The following is a 17674-nucleotide window of genomic DNA, read 5'->3' on the forward strand; positions in this document are numbered from 1 at the left end:
AAAGCGAGTATCACATGTCTTGCCACGATCGGCTGGCGGCTTGACTGTCCAGCACTAGAAGGGGATTCGAATTCCTCAGAACCCAGTAGCTACTAAAGGTTGAAGTGGATTTGGGCTCTGCGAAAGTTGAGATAATAAGATCATCATAAATATGAGAGATGCCCTTACAGTCTAGCAGATTGGAGAGCATCTCTTTTTTTTCTAAAAAACTAGGAATATTTCATAGACGAGGAGCATAAACTATTGCAGGTGAGAGAAATAAACAGAGAATCTAGTGTTAATATCCTATTTTTTCATGGATATAGTCTTTAAGTCATAGTATTATATTACTACATATCATCAGATTCGGAAAAAGGGGTGACCGGTATGAAGCTGCAAGTTTCCAACTGCCCAAACTGCGGATCAGTCTATCAAAACAATCTAAGAGAGCTCTGTCCTGCGTGCTCTGCCCAAATGGACCGGCAGCTCGACCTCTGCTTCGATCATTTGTGGCGTCATCCGGCCGCTACTGTCGAGGAAGTGTGCGAAGCAGCAGGTGTATCGCTCCCCCTCATGACAGTGTGGGTGAAGAACGGCAAATTCCCCAGTGTCTACAAAAACCTGTCTTATCCCTGTGAATCATGCCAGCAGCCGGTTCATACAGGCCGTTTGTGCCCATCCTGCAGCGGAATGTTCAGCGAAGCGGCCAGACAGATTGAAGCCCACCTGCCGCGCCGGTTTCATTCAGGCACGTATAAAGTGGCAGGACGTGCGAGGATCTGAATATGCAAAACCAATACAAAAAAGAGGAAAGTCTCCGCCGTTAGACAATGGGACATTCCTCTTTCAAGCCAAACTATTCATTTTTCCAAGCCAAGCTATCCATTACATGTTTCAGTGCTTGCATTGATTTATTGCGGTATGGAAAGCACAACCTGGCCGTCCCGCAGCTGCACAGGATAAGTCTGCACCTTTCCATGGTCTGGAGCCTGCACTTTGCCCGATTCAAGATCAATCTTCCAATCATATAATGGATCATAAATAAAATGGCCTGATACGATAGCCTCCGCAAGCGGCCCTCCCTTTGGGTGCGGGTTGCGGTTATCAACCGCATACACCTGCTCGTCCAAGGTTCGGAAGATGGCAATCTCCCGGCCAGGAAGCTGAATAACCCGCCCGATCCGCTGCTGAAACTCCTCTATGAAGCCAACCGTAACTGTTTGCATGAAATCTCCTCCTGTTGATGTGCTCTTGTCTTCTTACACCTATAACACCGGCTCTTTATGCTCAAACAGTATATCTCGCTTGTGCGGATCATGCAGCAGCTTCTTCCAGGGATCTTCAACCTGGGCAAGGGCGAGCTCGATGCGTTCCATGAGGGCTTTCCGGTTCGAACTATCTTCCACAACCTGGGCCCGGATGGTGTCAAGCCCCATCCGCTCCACCCATTCAGAGGTGCGTTCCAAATAATTGGCCGTCTCACGATACAGCTGCATGACGGCGCCGCAGATTTCCACCAGTTCATCGTCGGACTTTACCTTGCAGAGCGAATCGGCTAGCCGGGACTTGATCCCCCCATTGCCGCCGATAAAGATTTCCCAGCCCCCGTCATTGCCGACGATCCCGATATCCTTGGTGCAGGACTCGGCGCAGTTACGCGGGCAGCCGTTGACGGCAAGCTTCAGCTTCGCCGGGAAATCAAGGCGTTCAAACTTGCGCTCCAGTAGCGCTCCCATACCCATGGAATCCTGTGTTCCAAACCGGCAGAACTGGGAGCCGACACAGGTTTTCACCGTACGCAGCGATTTAGCGTATGCATAACCGGAAGGCATATCCAGCTCCGCCCATACCTTGGGCAGGTCTTCCTTTTTCACGCCGATCAGGTCCAGCCGTTGACCGCCTGTCACCTTGACGACCTTGACATCATATTTTAACGATACATCCGCAATCCGCTTTAGCTCTTCCGGCGTAGTTACACCGCCATACATGCGGGGAACGACCGTGAATGTCCCGTCTTTCTGAATATTGGCGCTCATACGTTCATTGACAAAGCGGGATTCCGCTTCATCCTCATACATATCAGGATAAATCATGCCGAGGTAATAGTTCAGGGCAGGCCGGCATTTGGAGCAGCCTTCCGGCTGGGACCAGCCCAGCACATGCATTACTTCCCGGACAGTCTGCAGTCCCTTCGCTTTGATCTCTGCCACGATTTCATCCCGGCCCATCGCTGTACAGCCGCAAATCCCTTTTTTGGCCGCAGCTGCAAAACCGTCCCCAAGCACATATTTGAGAATATCCTCCACGACCGGCTTACAGCCGCCGCATGAACGGGTAGCCCCGGTACAAGCTTTAATCTCATCCACAGTAGTCAAACCTTGCTCCGTAATCACCTGCACAATCGCCTGTTTGGTCACCCCGTTGCAGCCGCATACGATTTCATCGTCAGCCATCGTTTCCACCGAAGCTGCCTTGGCCCCGCCTCCACAGCAGCCGGTTCCCATAATGGAACCATAGATCTCATCATTCATCTCAGCCTGCTGCCGCACCAGCTTCTGCAGATTTGCGGCTTCGCTCACATCTCCGAACAGCACGGCGCCGACGATTTGATTGCCGCGCAGCAGCACCTTTTTATAGGTCCGCTTCCAGTCGTCTTTTGCCGAAATGACCGTATGCTCGTCTGTATCCATAAATTCTCCCGCCGAAAAGACATCCACGCCCGAAATTTTCAGCTTGGTCGCCACAACAGAGCCCTCATATGGCTTCGTATCCACTCCGCATAAGCGCTTGGCCAGTACGAGGCCCTGCTCGAACAGCGGCGCTACGAGACCATAACACACACCTCTATGCTCGACACACTCGCCCACGGCGTATACGTCAGGCAGAGAGGTCTGCATGTAATCGTCCACGACAATACCCCGGTTGACCTTCATCCCGCTTCCGGCAGCTACCGCCGTATTCGGCTGAATACCTACTGCCATAACCACAAAATCCGCATCCAGACGACTGCCATCCTTAAACAGCAGGCCGCTCACCCGCTGCTCGCCTGTTATTTCCACGGTCTGTTTGCCCATGGCAAATTTGATGCCCTGACGTTCCAGTTCAGCTTGCAGCATGGATGAGGCATTGTGATCCAGCTGCCGCTCCATCAGGTTCTCCATCAAATGAACGACGGTTACATCCATGCCCAGACTGACAAGCCCCTTCGCAGCCTCCAGACCAAGCAGCCCCCCGCCGATGACGGCGGCCTTGCGGTAAGAGGAGGCAGCTTCCCTCATCCGTTGACAATCCGCAATATCCCTGAAACCGACAACACCATCCTTGTCAATGCCGGGGATAGGCAGCATAAACGGCTTCGAGCCTGTGGCAATGATCAGCTTGTCATACGGGATTTCCAGCCCTGACCCTGTATGAACCTTGCGGGCCTCAGCGTCGATCCGCGTCACCGTCGTCCCTGTATGAAGCTGTATGCCATGCTGCTTATACCAGCTCCAATCGTTCAAGACAATATCGTCAATGGTCTTCGTGCCTTCAAGAACGTAGGAAAGCATGATCCGGTTATAGTTCGGATGCGGCTCACTGCCAATAACCTGAATATCATAACGACCGCCAAGCTTAATCATTTGCTCCAGCATTCCAATGCCTGCCATTCCATTGCCGACGACAACCAGCTTCTCCCGTGTCCCACTCACGTGAATGCCTCCCCTGAAGCGATGCTGCTTCTAAGCCTTGTATCTAACATCGCTTGTAATCTCGTTAAGGCAAGTATAACGAAAGGATTAAATTTTATTTGTGATTAAAATCACAAATAAAACAAAAAAGAGCCTCGGCAGGCTCTCCGTTGTGTTGCGCTATTTAATTCAGATTATTCTACCCATTCTTCTGCCCAGAATTGGATTTGCTCCATAACGGGACGAAGCGCGCAACCTTTGGGTGTCAGCTCATACTCAATACGTACCGGAGTTTCCGGATAAACATGCCGTATCAGGATGCCCTCGCTCTCCAAATCCTTCATCCGTTCCGACAGCATCTTATCGCTCATGGACGGAATCCGATTGGAGATATCCTTGAACCTCTTCGGCCCACTCATTAAGGACTGGATGATAAGCCCGTTCCACCGTTTTCCCAAAAAAGAAAATGCCGTTTCAAACCTCGGGCACATTCCTTGCTGTTGACCCTCCATTATTTTCACCTCTTTGCAAGTCCGTATCATATACTTTCATTTTGTTAGTATATATCATGTTAGCATATTTTATGTGCAATTAAAAGGAGTTGCGAGTATTTTCGCCATTACTCACAAATCTGCATATAAAAAAACAGGCGGGGCCCCTGGGGCTCCGCCATAATATGCTCCGTTGTTTAGACCAGAATTTCTTTGAAAGGACGCACCGGCTCGGACTTCCCAAACACGGGCTGTGCGTTGTGCGCCGGATATGCCCATTTTACCGCGTTGGAGATTACTTTCAGAACTTCCGGCTTGTAGTACGTTGGATACGTTTCATGGCCGGGACGGAAGTAGAAGATCTTGCCGCTTCCCCGGCGGAACGTACAGCCGCTGCGGAACACCTCTCCGCCCTCGAAGTTGCTTACAAACACCAGCTCATCCGGTGTTGGAATATCGAAAAATTCACCGTACATTTCTTCCTGATCCAGCACGATTTTGGAATCGATTCCTTCTGCAATCGGATGGGACGGATTCACACACCAGATAATCTCCTGTTCTCCCGCTTCCCTCCATTTCAGATCACAGCTGGTTCCCATCAATGCCTTGAACGGTTTGGAGAAATGTCCCGAATGCAGGACGATGAATCCCATGCCTTGCTGGACACGCCGAACGACCTTGGCTGTAATTTCATCACTGACACGGTCATGGGCCATATGCCCCCACCAGATCAGCACATCCGTCGTATTCAGCACCTCGTCAGTCAGCCCGTGCTCAGGCTCGTCAAGCGTAGCGGTCCGGATGGCAAAGCCCTCACCGGCCAGCCCGTCGGCAATCGCCTTGTGCAGTCCGTCCGGATATACCGCTTTAACCTCATCGTGAATTTTTTCATGGACATATTCGTTCCAGATGGTGACGTTGATCATAAGCCTTGTTCCCCCTAATTGTTTAAAACCCACTTACACCCACCACATATCTCCCAAGGGTTCATCCATGATGATGGGCTGAAGATTTTGGACAGCTTTTGTAAAGCCCTCTTCAATCGACATTAAACCGTCTTCATGCTCAATACTTACTACATAATCATAACCGACCAGCCGCAGTGCGCTTAAAATATCAGCCCAAGTCTTCATATCATGACCGTATCCTACGGTCCGGAACTGCCAGGCACGGTCAAGCATTTTCGTATAGTCCTGCATATCTGTCAAACCGTATTTATTTACATTGACCGGATCAATCGTCGTATCCTTGGCATGGAAATGGTGAATGGCGTTTTCACGGCCCAAAATTTGAACCGCCTGCACCGGATCGATTCCCTGCCACCACATATGGCTCGGATCCAGGTTGGCGCCGATCACTTCACCCGCCGCCTCACGCAGGCGCAGCAGGGTTGCCGGCGTATGCACCGAGAAACCGCCGTGCAGCTCAAGGCCAATTTTCACGTTGTGGTCAGCCGCAAATTTGCCCGTTTCCGTCCAATAAGGGATGACCTTGTTCTCCCACTGCCATTTCAGGATTTCCTGATAATCATTCGGCCACGGAGCCACCGGCCAGTTTGGATACTTGGCATCCTCATGGTCTCCCGGACAGCCGGAGAAGGTGTTGACAACAGGCACCCCCAGCTTCTCCGCCAACAGTACGGAATTGATAAAATCCTCGTGGTCCGACTGTGCCGGCTTCTTCTGCGGATGCAGCGGGTTGCCGTGGCAGCTCAGCGCGCTGATGATCAGGCCGCGGGATTCCACCGCCTGTTTGAAGTTTTTAAGCGCCGTTTCATTTTCCAGCAGCTCAGCAGGGCTGCAGTGCTTGTTGCCCGGATTGCCGCCCGTGCCGATTTCGACGGCCTTTACTCCTCTGGAGGCCACAAAATCAAGCGCCTCCTCAAGCGATCTGTCGCCGAACAATACCATAAATACTCCGAGCTTCATGCCTTACTCCTCCTTGTACATATTCCGGTATATGCTGCTTAATTTGTAACAAACAGGCCTGCATTACTCAAAGTACACGGCTTTTCCTGTCCGGGCCGACTCGTAAATGGCCTCCAGAATTTCCGTAACGACAAGCGCCTGCTCCGGTTTCACCAGCGGCTCGGTATCGTTTTGCACTGCTTCCAGCCACAAGCGGGCCTCACGGTCTGCATCCGTCTCCTTTTCACCGGAGTAGAAGGCCACTCCTCCTGCTCCAAGATCGATCATGGTTTCGTACAGTCTGCTGTTCTTCTCGCCGTTAATGCGCAGCCCATCCTTCATATCCGCTCCGCCTTCTGTGCCACAGAGCAGCGACTTGGCTTCGCCAAACTCGGATACGTTGAGCGCCCAGCTGGATTCCAGCACGATAGTTGCCCCGTTCTCCATCGTAATGAAACCAAAGGCGGAATCCTCAACCTTGAACTGCTCCGGATCCCACGGGCCAAAAGCGTTGGCCGCGTTTTGACGCTGCCCGAGCTTGTGGAACGTGGAGCCCATGACGCTCTTCGGCTTGTAATTGTCCATCAGCCACAGCGTCAGATCAAGCGCATGGGTGCCGATATCAATCAGCGGTCCGCCGCCCTGCTTCTCTTCATCCAGAAATACGCCCCAGGTAGGCACGGCGCGGCGGCGGAGAGCGATGGCTTTGCCGTAATAGATCTCACCGAGATCGCCGTTTTCAACCATTTCCTTCAAATACAGACTGTCATCACGGTACCGGTTTTGATAGGCAATGGACAGCTTTTTGCCCGTCCGCTTGGCCGCCTCCAGCATTTCGCGGGCCTGTGCGGCCGTTTTGGCCATCGGCTTTTCACACATGACATGATTGTCTGCTTCAAGCGCTGCGACTGTAATTTCGGAATGGGAATCATTCGGCGTGCAGACGTGGACTACGTCAAAGCCGCCATCCTTCAACATTTCCTTATAATCGTCATACACCTTGGCGCCTTCGGCGCCGTATTGGGCAGCGGCCTCCTCGGCCCGCTCTTTAATAATGTCACAGAATGCGATCATTTCGGCGTTTGCTTGTTTAGACAAGCTTGGCATATGTTTGCCGTTTGCGATGCCTCCGCATCCGACAATTGCGATTTTTACTGTATTAGACATTTAATTGCCCTCCCTGATTAGCGTATTCCTTAATCCATTGTATGCTTGTTTCGATGCTTTGAATTGGAGGATTGGCACAATAATCCTGCTCCACAACAATCCATTCTACGTCCGCTTTAACCGCCGCATCGGCGATGGCGGACAGATTGACTTCACCCTTGCCCAGTTCTACGGTAACGGCTTTGCCGTCTCCGTCTCTGCTCATATCCTTCAGATGAACAAGCGGCAAACGTCCGGTGTAGCGTTCTATATATTCAACGGGATCGTATCCTCCGTAATGTACCCAGCAGGTGTCCATCTCCACTTGAAGAAGATCAGCCGGCACACTCTCAAACATTGCGTCGAAAACAGGCTTATCGTCCAGCTTCTCCGTCAGTTCGAAATCATGGTTATGATAGCAGAGCACGAGGCCCGCTTCTTTGACGGCAGTCCCGATTTTGGCCAGGTTGTCAAAAACATCCTCCCACTGTCTTTGTTCTTCAGTCAGGTAAGGGACGACCAAATATTTGTTGCCGATGGCCTTGTGATAAGCAATTTCCTCATCCAGATGATCCACCAGCCTTGGATAGCCGACATGCGTCCCAATGACCTCAAGCCCCAATTCGTCAAGCAGAGCCTTGACTTCCTCCGCGCTGCGGCCGAAGAAGGCATGAAACTCCACTCCCTGGTAGCCGAGCGCGGCTACCTGACGGATCGTTCCTTCAAAATCCTGTTCAAGCTGATCCCTTACTGTGTACAGCTGCAAGCCTACTTTTGCCATTGTCTGCATCCTCCCGCATCGTTATGATTGTTCCTCAGGCATTACTTCTGTTCCGTAGTACAGCTCTTCATCGGGCTCGTAAGCGCTCTCCAGAACGATATGCTTGCCCTCCATAGATGAACGCTGGAACGCGTGCATAGCTTCGAGTACATGGTAACCCAGCTCCGCGCTGGCGCGATGGGGCCGCCCTGCCCGCATGGCCGTGATCATCTCGCCCGCTCCCAGCCCCCGCTCATTACTTGAGCATTCGAACAGGGGTTCAACAGTCTGCCACTCTTCCTCGCCAAATTTCCGCAATCTGACCTCGCCATTGAATTCATTAGGGTCAGGAACGCTGAGCGTTCCCTCGGTACCATATATTTCAATCCGCGGGAGATCGGAAGCTCCCCGGATGTCGAAACTCGTAATCACGGTTGCAATAGCTCCATTCACAAAATCCAGCGTGCCGGACAGATGCGTTGGCGTCTGTACCTGCAGCGGTGTTCCGCTCTTCGGTCCGCTGTGAATCTTGCGATCCGGAATCTGGATGCCGGCCGATGCGCTGATGCGCCGGATCGGACCCAGCAAATTAACGAGCGCGGTCAAATAATAAGGTCCCATATCGAACATCGGACCACCCCCGGATGCATAGAAAAACTCCGGATCATGATGCCACCATTCCGGACCGCTGCCCATGAAGAAGGCGGTTGCGGCAATCGGTTGGCCGATCAGGCCTTCCTTGATCGCATATCTTGCCGTCTGAATGCCGGCTCCCAGGAAGGTATCGGGTGCACAGCCCACTCTGAGCCCTTTCTCACTTGCCAGACCGACGACCTTCTTCCCGTCCTCCAGCGATACCGCAAGCGGCTTTTCACTGTATACATGCTTGCCAGCTTCCAGAACCGCCAGATCAGTCAGTGCATGACTGCCGGGAACCGTCAGGTTGAACACCAATTCGATTTCCTCGCTGTGAATGAGCTCATCTACTGTGTATACGCTTCCAATACCAAATTGATTCGCCCTTTCCTCTGCGCGATCTGCCAGCAAGTCGGCTACCGCAACGACTTCGATCAAAGGGCTTTTCTCGAGGTTCGCCAGATACACGGCACTGATATTACCGCAGCCGATAATACCAGCCTTAACTTTCTCCACGATACACTCACTCCTTAAGCTGCGATTAGAAACAGGTTCAATCTAGTTGTTATAGTATTCCTAATCCGTTTCAATTAAAATGAATAATATGATTAAAACATGAACAATCTGGTCAATATTTAAAAAACTTTTATACTGGTTCAGACGTTGATATATTGTAGAACATTTTTATCCTTAAGGAGACGTAGCTATGTCCGTCATTGAACCGTGCCAGGTTTTGGCCGCAGGGTTCTCTTTTCACCGCAAGCCCTTTTATCAAAATCAGCCGGAAGGAATCAAAAATTATCTGTTCCGTCTGCAGACAGACGGAAGATGCCAGGCCTGCATCGGCGGCGAAATGGTAAAAATCGAGCCTGGGGATCTGCTGCTGTGTAATCCGACCGAGCCTTACGCATTGAAAATCGACTCCGAGCTCAATCCTATGGGCGAGCAAACGATCGAAAGCGGAGATTACCATATTTTTTTTGCAGGAGCGTGGGTGGATGAATGGTGGGGCCGTCACAAACGGCCGACCAAAATCAAAGTCCAGCTTACAGAGTCGCTGCTCGGATTATTCCGCCAGATTGTGCTGGAGCAGCGCCGTATCTCCAACCCGTACCCTGAAATTTCGGAATATTATATGAAAATACTTTGCCTGGAAATTGACAGACTGCTGGCCGAGCATCCGGCATCTTCCCACCAAAGCTATCTCGCTTACCGGATCAAGCACTATATTGAAGAGAACGCCTCATCCGCCTTCAAGCTTGAGGATGTCGCCGCCCATATCGGCATCAGCGTATCGCGCGCCGTTCACCTTTTCAAGGAAACGTTCGGAACGAGCATCATGCAGTATACGCTTGACGTCCGGCTCAACATGGCGCGGGAGCGCATCATTTTCAGCCCGATGTCGCTGGAGCAGGCGGCCGAATCCTCCGGGTTCGCCAATTATACGTATTTTCACCGCGTATTCCGCTCCCGGTTCAGGATGTCGCCCAAGGAGTTCCGCAGCATTCACAGAGAGCATCTCTGATAGAGGTGGTTCAAAAAGTCGTCTTTTGATCACGAAGTAAGTCAGGAAGCGGATTCGACATCGAATCTTGAATTCAGCCGGGACTTCCGGTGCTCACGTACCCCATGTACGCTCCGCTCCTCAGTCCCTAGCTTCATCCAATCTTCTCGGTGCTGAAAAGCCAACTTTTTGAACTCGCTCTGATATTATTCATATGTCGTTACAACAAAGCGTATGACAGCCTGTCCCATTTGGTGCAGTAACCTCATACGCTTTATTTTATCGGCTGGCTCTATCTTTTCTTGGACCTTTCCTGGACTCGTTCCGAGACGGTTATCGCAAGATCGTCATTTCCGAACATGGACAGTACGCCAAGCACCGTATCATCCGGGATCGGCCCCGCTTCTTCCTTCGGTACCGTCAACTCCAGCACCCGCAGTAGCCGCTCGTTCTGCTCCTGCTCCGGATATGCCTGCCTGTACAGCTCCTGCGGGTCCAATCCTTCATTGACACACCACTGGGCAAATACAAGGATCATCATATCCTCTTCCTGTCTATAACTTTCGACCACCATGTCCTCCACCGATTGCGGACGGTTCTTATCGTTCATCTGCCTCTCTCCTTGCTGATCTGTCTCTTTATCCCATTTATCCGAGCAGCCGTTCGGCCAACTCATGCGATTCCATAACCAGTCCGGCGCTGATGCCGCATTGCTCCGGTGTAGTGATGTTGTCCAGAAAATGGTCAACCGCGCCCGCAAAGCCGCGCCGCTGCACAATCGTATCCCAACTGCCAAAACCGCCTGCCTGCGGCTGCCGTCCTTTCTCGTACAGCACGGACTGCTCCATCTGCATCACCTCTGCCGACCGGCCGCTGCCGTGCAGCTCCACTCTCTCAAAATCAACGCCAGCCTGTCTCTCCATGCCGAACGTTCCCGAAGCTTCTCCCAGCTTCAGCGTGCCAAACGCACGGGTCAAACGCCCTTCGCTGTCCTGGTCCACGCTTGCCTGCAGCAGCTCATAGCTGTCCCTGCCCAGCCAAAGCATGAGATCCAGCATATGAATCAAGTCATCATACACCGTTTCCCGTACCGGCCGCTGCTGCAGCCCCGTACGGTGCTTTACCACAGAGCAATGACTGAAGCCGCCGGCTTCCTCAAGCCACGACTTGGCCTGAACATATTGCGGGGCAAAGCGGCGGTTAAAGCCCACGGCCAGCAGAACTCCCTGCGCTTCCGCAAAAGCGGCCATTTCCGTTGCCTCCCGCAAATGATAAGAGAGCGGTTTGTCCACATATACGGCCTTTCCTAGTTCAATGCACTCCATGACCATATCGTAGTGGGCTTCCGTCGCACTGTGAATAAATACGGCGTCCGGCCGCCAGCTCAGCAGCTCCTTCAAATCCGTCGTTCCTTGCTGGAACCGGTATTTTTGCAGCATCTGCCGCACCGGCTCAGGAGACCGGCTCTGTATGCCCACGACTTCCACGCCATCATGGGCAGACAGCAAAGGCAGATATACCTTGCGGGCGATATCCCCCAATCCGGCGATAGCTATTTTAATTTTCTCCATCTCGCTCATCCCTGCTTTCCCATTTCTCCTTTAGCGCGTCTGCTTTCTACGTTACAGTGTACCGTCTGCAGGGTCCGAGGGCAATTCCATCCGGAAGATGCGCGTTTTGCCAGGCATCTTTTTCGCAAAAAAACGGCTCCAGATCGGAACCGTCTTAAGGCTGTGCATGATTCATTTTTGGAAATAGACCCGGCTTATTCGAACATTTTCACTTGCTGCGGATGGGCCGCGGCCTGCTTCTCCTTCTTCTTTTTCACCTGCCAGCCGAGCAGGACTACAGCCGCTACTACGATCAGCTCAAAGCCGTATTTCAATACAGGGTTAAGGAACCATGAGTGAATCATCGGCTCAGCCACAATCATTTTGGCTGCAGTATAGGCGAGTACCGCGGCTCCAATCGCAATGACCATCGGAAAACGGTCTGTCAGCTTCAGAATGATCGTGCTTCCCCATACCATGATCGGAACGGAAATGGCGAGACCCAGAATAACAAGGAACATGTCGCCATGGGCGGCGCCTGCCACCGCAAGCACGTTATCAAGCCCCATCATCGCATCTGCGATGATAATGGTGCGGATCGCCGCCCACATCTGGTTGCCTGCCGAGATTTCGTGCTTTTTATCCTCCACCAGCAGCTTATAAGCGATCCAGACGAGCAGCAGCCCCCCGATTAAACGAAGACCCGGGATCAGGAGCAAATACGTAACCAGCAGAGTTGCAATTACACGGATGACGACGGCCCCGACAGTCCCCCAAAAGATAACCTTCTTCTGGTCCTCCTTCTTTACATTCCGTGCCGCCAGTCCGATGACAATGGCATTGTCCCCCGCAAGCACGAGATCGATAACAACGATTGACAGCAGCGCCATCCAAAATTCCACGCCAAAAAAGTCCATCATGTTTCCCCACTTTCTCTATTTATTTTGGTATAATTGACATAGTTGCCCGCATTCATGCACAAAAAAGCGCCGATTCCTTTTCAATTCGGAACGGCGCTTTCCTGATTTAGGCATCAAAAAAGACCTTTACCCGAATTGAAAAAGAAATCAGGCAAAGGTCTCGCTACAACGCAGGCGTTGCCAATAAAGCCGGGGAAACTATCCCGTAATGACGACTTTACCGCTTAGAGCTACTCCCCTTTGGGAACTATTCTTATTAATGGCAAGTATAGCATACATTTTCAAAGAAGTGAACATAAAAATGTTCAGAATTGGACTTCCCTTTGTGAACGGGGGAATTCCGGTACGCTGTAGTCCTGCCTGAAAGGTTACTCAATGAAAAAATGGATCGTCATTGCAGCCTATGTTTCGCTGTTCGGCTTCGCGTTTATGTACAGATATGATTTGCTGGAATGGACGCGGCAGCACGACTCCCTTCCCGTGCTTTTAGGTCTGGCATTCGGGTTTGCGCTCATTCCCTTTGTCCCGTACAAACTGGTCATTACAACCGCGGCCTACCTCATAGGGGCATGGCAGGCTGCCGCCATATGCTGGGCAGGCACGACGCTCGCGGCGGCAGCTGTTTACTGGGCTGCCAGCTCTCTTTTCCGCGAGCAGGGCAGAGCTTATCTGGAACGTATCCCTGCCCTGCACTCTTTTACGTCGGCGATGGGGCACCGTCCGTTCGCTGCCGTACTGTCCGCCCGCCTGCTGCCCGTCATTCCGCAGGCAGCCGTTAATGTCTATGCAGGCGTAGCAGGCTTCCCGTTCCGGACTTTTATGCTCGCAACAGGCATCGGCAAGCTGCCCGGCATTTTCATATATGCTTATGCCGGCAGCCTGTTGACAGACAGACCGCTGGCTGGCGTGCTGCTGTTCACCGTGTATACGGCGCTTGCGGGAGCTGTTTTATGGATAAGCCGGGGCAAGGCCGGTACTGGCCGGTAAATGGCCGTTACGAGCGTTTGGCCTCCCCACAGTTGGCCTCCGCAACAAAGTAGATTATAATTTAATTGCAAGCGATTGAAACCTTATGAATTAAAGACATCCTTTTGAATGGAGTGATGATATGGACAGCATCAAAAATCCGCAGCAGACCGAGCTCGCTACCTTTGCAGGAGGATGCTTCTGGTGCATGGTTTCCCCCTTTGAGGAGCTTCCTGGCATCAAGAAGGTACGTTCCGGCTACACAGGCGGACATAAAGAAAATCCTACTTATGAAGAAGTCTGCTCGGACACCACCGGTCACGTGGAGGCTGTGCAAATTACGTTTGATCCGCAACTCTTCCCGTATGAGAAGCTGCTGGAGCTGTTCTGGCAGCAAATCGACCCAACCGACGCGGGCGGGCAGTTCCATGACCGCGGCGAATCCTATAAAACCGCCATCTTTTACCATAGCGAGGAGCAGCGCGTGAAAGCCGAAGCCTCCAAAGAAGCGTTGGACAAGAGCGGACGCTTCGACAAGCCGGTCGTCACCCCAATCCTGCCGGCTTCCATTTTCTACGAGGCCGAGGAATATCATCAGGATTATCACAAGAAAAATCCCGGCCATTATAAACGGTACCGCAAAGGCTCCGGACGCGAAGATTTCATCGAACGCCACTGGTCCGGCAATTTCGATAAATCCGACCTGACATCGCGGCTCACACCCCTCCAGTACGAGGTAACGCAAAATAATGCGACCGAGCGGCCGTTCCAGAACGAGTTCTGGGATCATAATGAGGATGGCATTTACGTTGACATCGTCTCTGGCGAACCGCTGTTCAGCTCGCGCGACAAGTACGATGCAGGCTGCGGCTGGCCCAGCTTCACCCGCCCGCTTCGCAGCTACAGCATTAAGGAGAAGACCGACCTGAGCCATTTCATGATCCGCACCGAGGTGCGCAGCCGTGAGGCCGATTCGCATCTGGGGCACGTGTTTGACGACGGGCCGGGACCTGACGGGCTGCGCTACTGCATCAATTCCGCCGCTCTGCGCTTTGTGCCAAAGGAGGATCTGGAGAAGGACGGGTACGGCGAGTATACCTACCTGTTTGAAGACGGTCAGGAATAACAAGGATTTCGGCAATAAGACATCGGCAACATCCTGCGATTTTCTAATGTGACAAAAAAAGACCGAGAACAGGAGCTGGTTTCCCGTTCTCGGTCTTTTATCCATTTTGCCCATGCATGCCATTATCCGATAATCCAGCCGAGCCAATACGCAAACGGCACAAGCAGCAGCTGTGCCAGCAGCGTGCCGCCCAGCCGGGACAACAGCATCCAGCCATAAATCCGGCTCATGCCTTCCAATCGCAGATCCCCTCTCACAGCACGCTCCGACAGGAGCGCCAGCCGCGGATCAATCAGCAGCGTCAGTAGAATGGTGGCGCCGCCGTTTATCAGCCCGGAAGACATCGACATGGAAGTCGCATGCTCCGGCCACAAATACGAGGCGTATACAGCCGCCAGAACGCCTACTGTATATACCGCAGTGACGAGCAGGTTTAACAGTACAAGCCGCTTGGGAAAGGAACCGCGGAGCAGGCTGAGCGCCATGGAGCGGTTGGGACGCTTGACATAATATCCAATATGTCTCCACCGCGCCTGCTGCACGAGCCGCCTGATCATGCCACCGACCGATCCAGCGGCTTCCAGATGCACAACGAGCCTTGCCGAAATCCGAACCACAGCTGGAAACAGCAGGACCGCAAGCAGCGTCCCGATCGTTGCGGCCCCCAGGATGGCATGAAGCTTCCATTCCAGCGGGTCCTGTGCTGTCAGCCTGGCTTGATCCGCTATGCTGCCCAGCATCGGTCCCTGAACCATATTCGAGGTGCGTGATACAAGCAGCAGCATCCCTGCCACTGTCAATGCCAGCCCGATGCGGCGCGCTCGCAGGCCTCCCAGGCGCAGCGCGTAAGACAAGCTGTCCGTTGTATGAATGATCATGGTGAACAAAAGCGTACACGCAAGCGCAAGCATCAAATCCCACGCCTCCTCTTCCCATTTCAATCCTTTACATTCCACTGTCTGTTGCTTATATCGAATCGATTATATCCTTTTTTTACCTTGATGTCTTCCCGCTCAGTGGGTCTTGCACTTCTTCCTCCGTTTGGAGTATCAAGAAAACCTCCACCTTCATTTGCCTATCATCATTTGCTCCTAGCTCCTGTATAACGAATGTATTGCTTCTGGTCAGTCAAAAGTTCTTGTCGAACAGTCCACCCGATTTCCGAGCGATTGACCATACATATGATAAAATACTTGAATGATCTCTTACTTCCATTCCGTTCCTGCATTGGAGCGGCTGAACGCCTGTCATTTTCAACCCGCCACCGTCCTGCTGTATGGCAAGGAGGAAACGGTTTAATTCCTATGTCTGGATCTGCTCTGGGGACAAGGGTGGTAGTTACTCGGGATACGTTCCCGGTCTGTTCCTTCGCTACCTGCGAACGCCATCCCGTGCCGACGTATCCGAAGCCACGGTTGCGGCTTATTTCCGTAAGTCTTTTTTTCTCCTGTTTGCTAAAACCCGCATTTACCTATAACCCAATTTATCCGTTCCAAGCAGGATACAGCTGATTTTGACGCGGATTCGCTGTTCTTAGACGTAGGAACTTTCACTGTCCAGTAATCATATAATACATTAAGTATACGATCACCAGTGAAAATTAAACAAGAAAACTGAAGCGGTGTATAAATCATCATTGTTTAAATTTAAATAGAAAAAGAAAAAAGCCGGAATTCGATAAGAAATCCGGCGATAAATAAAGCTTACCAATGCCCTGCTTTTTAAGCCAGCGGCGAGCGCTCTAATCTATTACTGTCCGGCTCCTCCAACCAGGGGCTGCGGCGGCCTTATTACGAAATTAACAAATTGCTGTGCTGCTTGGACAAATGTTATAGCTGCTGCAACTGTAGCTTCGGTATTTCCAGACAGAAATGCAAGCGAAAGATTCACAGCTGCGCTCAATACGTTCAGTAATTATTGTGATAATAGATCATCATCCGGTGGCGGCGGTGGCGGTGGTGGCGGCGGTGGCGGCGGAAATCCATAACCCATTTATTTTCACTCCTCTTTCGAAATAGAAAGCTAACTGTAACTATTCAGGTTCCTCGTAAACAACAAATCTCTGAAGGAAGCGATGGAGGATGCGAAACAGAATCCGCGAGTGGAGCAACCCGTCGGCAAGCGAGGGAAACCGAAGCAGAGCAAACCGAAAAACTTGCTCGATCGGCTTCAAACCCATCGGCTTTCCGTACTGACTTTCTTATGCGACCCGAGTGTACCCTTCGACAACAACCAAGCTGAACGAGAGATACGGATGATGAAGGTGCAGCAGAAGATTTCCGGGACGTTACGCAGTGAGCAAGGAGCCAAGGTATTCTGTCGTATTCGTAGTTTCATTTCCACTGTGAAAAAGCAATCCCTCTCCATCATTGATGCTCTTGAACGGGCCTTCCGAGAACAGCCGGTTCTACAATAACCCTTTCTCGCTTCCCGTCGTGGTACTCCGCACCCCTTATTTGCGTTGTGTCCAACTGAGTACCCGAAAGTTACAGCTAACTTATTTAATTCACTTAAAGGGTGAATTGAAACAGATAACAGTCTAATTAGGCACACTCAAATAAATAACTGAGCAATTCAAGATGATATCTACCCGGAAATACATGCTCAGCGATTTTCTTTAACATGTTATTATCAATCCGTTAGACGGGGAGAAGGCACGATTTCAACCTACACCGCAACTACAGAGTTTGTATTTGCGGTACTTTCACATTCGATCCAAGTTTTTTAGTTGATTTTTAGACATTTCATCAATGCTAAGGAAACGCTCATTTGTTTCTGAATGAAGTCCTTTTAACTCAACTTTCGCAGGGCCCAAATCCACTTAAACCTTTGTAGCTACTGGGTTCTGAGGAATTCGAATCCCCTTCTTGCAGGTTTGCCGATTTCATGCTGCGAAAGTTAAGTTAACTAATTTTATGGACTCAACCTAATCATCAGTGCTTGACAGTCAAGCCGCCAGCCGATCGTGGCAAGGCATGTGATACTCGCTTTTCAGGAGCTTTGCACGATTATCCCGTT

17 protein-coding genes are annotated in these 17674 nt (G+C 51.6%); 5 read left to right on the forward strand and 12 right to left on the reverse strand.

Annotated elements, in window-relative coordinates; translation table 11 throughout:
- Positions 1-366 precede the first annotated feature (366 nt).
- A complete protein-coding gene (locus ACE41H_RS24255; protein ID WP_375358142.1) occupies positions 367-762 on the forward strand; it encodes a hypothetical protein in 396 nt (131 codons plus the stop codon).
- A gap of 128 nt (positions 763-890) precedes the next feature.
- On the opposite strand, the gene nirD is transcribed toward ACE41H_RS24255, so the two are convergent.
- The 8 genes from nirD to ACE41H_RS24295 all read right to left on the reverse strand — a co-directional run bounded on the left by nirD (position 891) and on the right by ACE41H_RS24295 (position 9106).
- Entirely contained in the window at positions 891-1205 is a 315-nt protein-coding gene (nirD, locus tag ACE41H_RS24260; protein ID WP_375358143.1) for a nitrite reductase small subunit NirD, read from the reverse strand.
- A gap of 39 nt (positions 1206-1244) precedes the next feature.
- The gene (nirB, locus tag ACE41H_RS24265; protein WP_375358144.1) at positions 1245-3671 is read right to left on the reverse strand and encodes a nitrite reductase large subunit NirB; all 2427 of its coding nucleotides are present in this window, start codon (positions 3669-3671) and stop codon (positions 1245-1247) included.
- A 173-nt stretch (positions 3672-3844) separates the two neighbouring features.
- Positions 3845-4162, reverse strand: coding sequence for a winged helix-turn-helix transcriptional regulator (locus ACE41H_RS24270; RefSeq protein WP_375358145.1), 318 nt, complete (start codon positions 4160-4162; stop codon positions 3845-3847).
- Between the two features lie 176 nt (positions 4163-4338).
- Positions 4339-5067, reverse strand: coding sequence for a ThuA domain-containing protein (locus ACE41H_RS24275; protein ID WP_375358146.1), 729 nt, complete (start codon positions 5065-5067; stop codon positions 4339-4341).
- A gap of 33 nt (positions 5068-5100) precedes the next feature.
- Entirely contained in the window at positions 5101-6069 is a 969-nt protein-coding gene (locus ACE41H_RS24280) for a sugar phosphate isomerase/epimerase family protein (protein WP_375358147.1), read from the reverse strand.
- Between the two features lie 63 nt (positions 6070-6132).
- A complete protein-coding gene (locus ACE41H_RS24285) occupies positions 6133-7215 on the reverse strand; it encodes a Gfo/Idh/MocA family protein (protein WP_375358148.1) in 1083 nt (360 codons plus the stop codon).
- On the reverse strand, positions 7208-7975 hold the full coding sequence (locus tag ACE41H_RS24290; protein WP_375358149.1) for a sugar phosphate isomerase/epimerase family protein: 768 nt from the start codon (positions 7973-7975) through the stop codon (positions 7208-7210). The genes ACE41H_RS24285 and ACE41H_RS24290 overlap by 8 nt, the downstream gene beginning before the upstream one ends.
- Positions 7976-7996: 21 nt before the next feature.
- Entirely contained in the window at positions 7997-9106 is a 1110-nt protein-coding gene (locus tag ACE41H_RS24295) for a Gfo/Idh/MocA family protein (RefSeq protein WP_375358150.1), read from the reverse strand.
- A gap of 190 nt (positions 9107-9296) precedes the next feature.
- Here ACE41H_RS24295 and ACE41H_RS24300 point away from each other — a divergent pair, with 190 nt between their 5' ends.
- The gene (locus tag ACE41H_RS24300) at positions 9297-10115 is read left to right on the forward strand and encodes a helix-turn-helix domain-containing protein (RefSeq protein ID WP_375358151.1); all 819 of its coding nucleotides are present in this window, start codon (positions 9297-9299) and stop codon (positions 10113-10115) included.
- A gap of 271 nt (positions 10116-10386) precedes the next feature.
- Here the strand turns inward: ACE41H_RS24300 and yxiS are convergent, their stop codons facing one another.
- From yxiS to ACE41H_RS24315, 3 genes are all read right to left on the reverse strand, one after another.
- Positions 10387-10704, reverse strand: coding sequence for a protein YxiS (gene yxiS, locus ACE41H_RS24305; RefSeq protein ID WP_375358152.1), 318 nt, complete (start codon positions 10702-10704; stop codon positions 10387-10389).
- A 37-nt stretch (positions 10705-10741) separates the two neighbouring features.
- Positions 10742-11674 carry a Gfo/Idh/MocA family protein gene (locus ACE41H_RS24310; RefSeq protein ID WP_375358153.1) on the reverse strand — a complete coding sequence of 311 codons (933 nt, stop codon included), beginning with the start codon at positions 11672-11674 and terminating at the stop codon, positions 10742-10744.
- 185 nt (positions 11675-11859) lie between these two features.
- Positions 11860-12561, reverse strand: a complete 702-nt coding sequence (locus ACE41H_RS24315; protein WP_375358156.1) for a TerC family protein — start codon at positions 12559-12561, stop codon at positions 11860-11862.
- A 378-nt stretch (positions 12562-12939) separates the two neighbouring features.
- Here ACE41H_RS24315 and ACE41H_RS24320 point away from each other — a divergent pair, with 378 nt between their 5' ends.
- Positions 12940-13551, forward strand: a complete 612-nt coding sequence (locus ACE41H_RS24320; RefSeq protein WP_375358154.1) for a TVP38/TMEM64 family protein — start codon at positions 12940-12942, stop codon at positions 13549-13551.
- 121 nt (positions 13552-13672) lie between these two features.
- Positions 13673-14656 (forward strand): peptide-methionine (S)-S-oxide reductase MsrA, encoded by a 984-nt coding sequence (msrA, locus tag ACE41H_RS24325; protein WP_375358155.1) that lies wholly within the window; start codon positions 13673-13675, stop codon positions 14654-14656.
- 122 nt (positions 14657-14778) lie between these two features.
- Here the strand turns inward: msrA and ACE41H_RS24330 are convergent, their stop codons facing one another.
- Positions 14779-15567 (reverse strand): lipid II flippase Amj family protein, encoded by a 789-nt coding sequence (locus ACE41H_RS24330; protein WP_375358157.1) that lies wholly within the window; start codon positions 15565-15567, stop codon positions 14779-14781.
- A gap of 1151 nt (positions 15568-16718) precedes the next feature.
- On the opposite strand from ACE41H_RS24330, the gene ACE41H_RS24335 reads away from it, so the two are divergent.
- On the forward strand, positions 16719-17072 hold the full coding sequence (locus tag ACE41H_RS24335) for an IS66 family transposase (RefSeq protein ID WP_375358158.1): 354 nt from the start codon (positions 16719-16721) through the stop codon (positions 17070-17072).
- Positions 17073-17674: the final 602 nt, after the last annotated feature.

This window comes from Paenibacillus enshidis (genome assembly GCF_042136365.1).
Lineage (GTDB): Bacteria > Bacillota > Bacilli > Paenibacillales > Paenibacillaceae > Paenibacillus > Paenibacillus enshidis.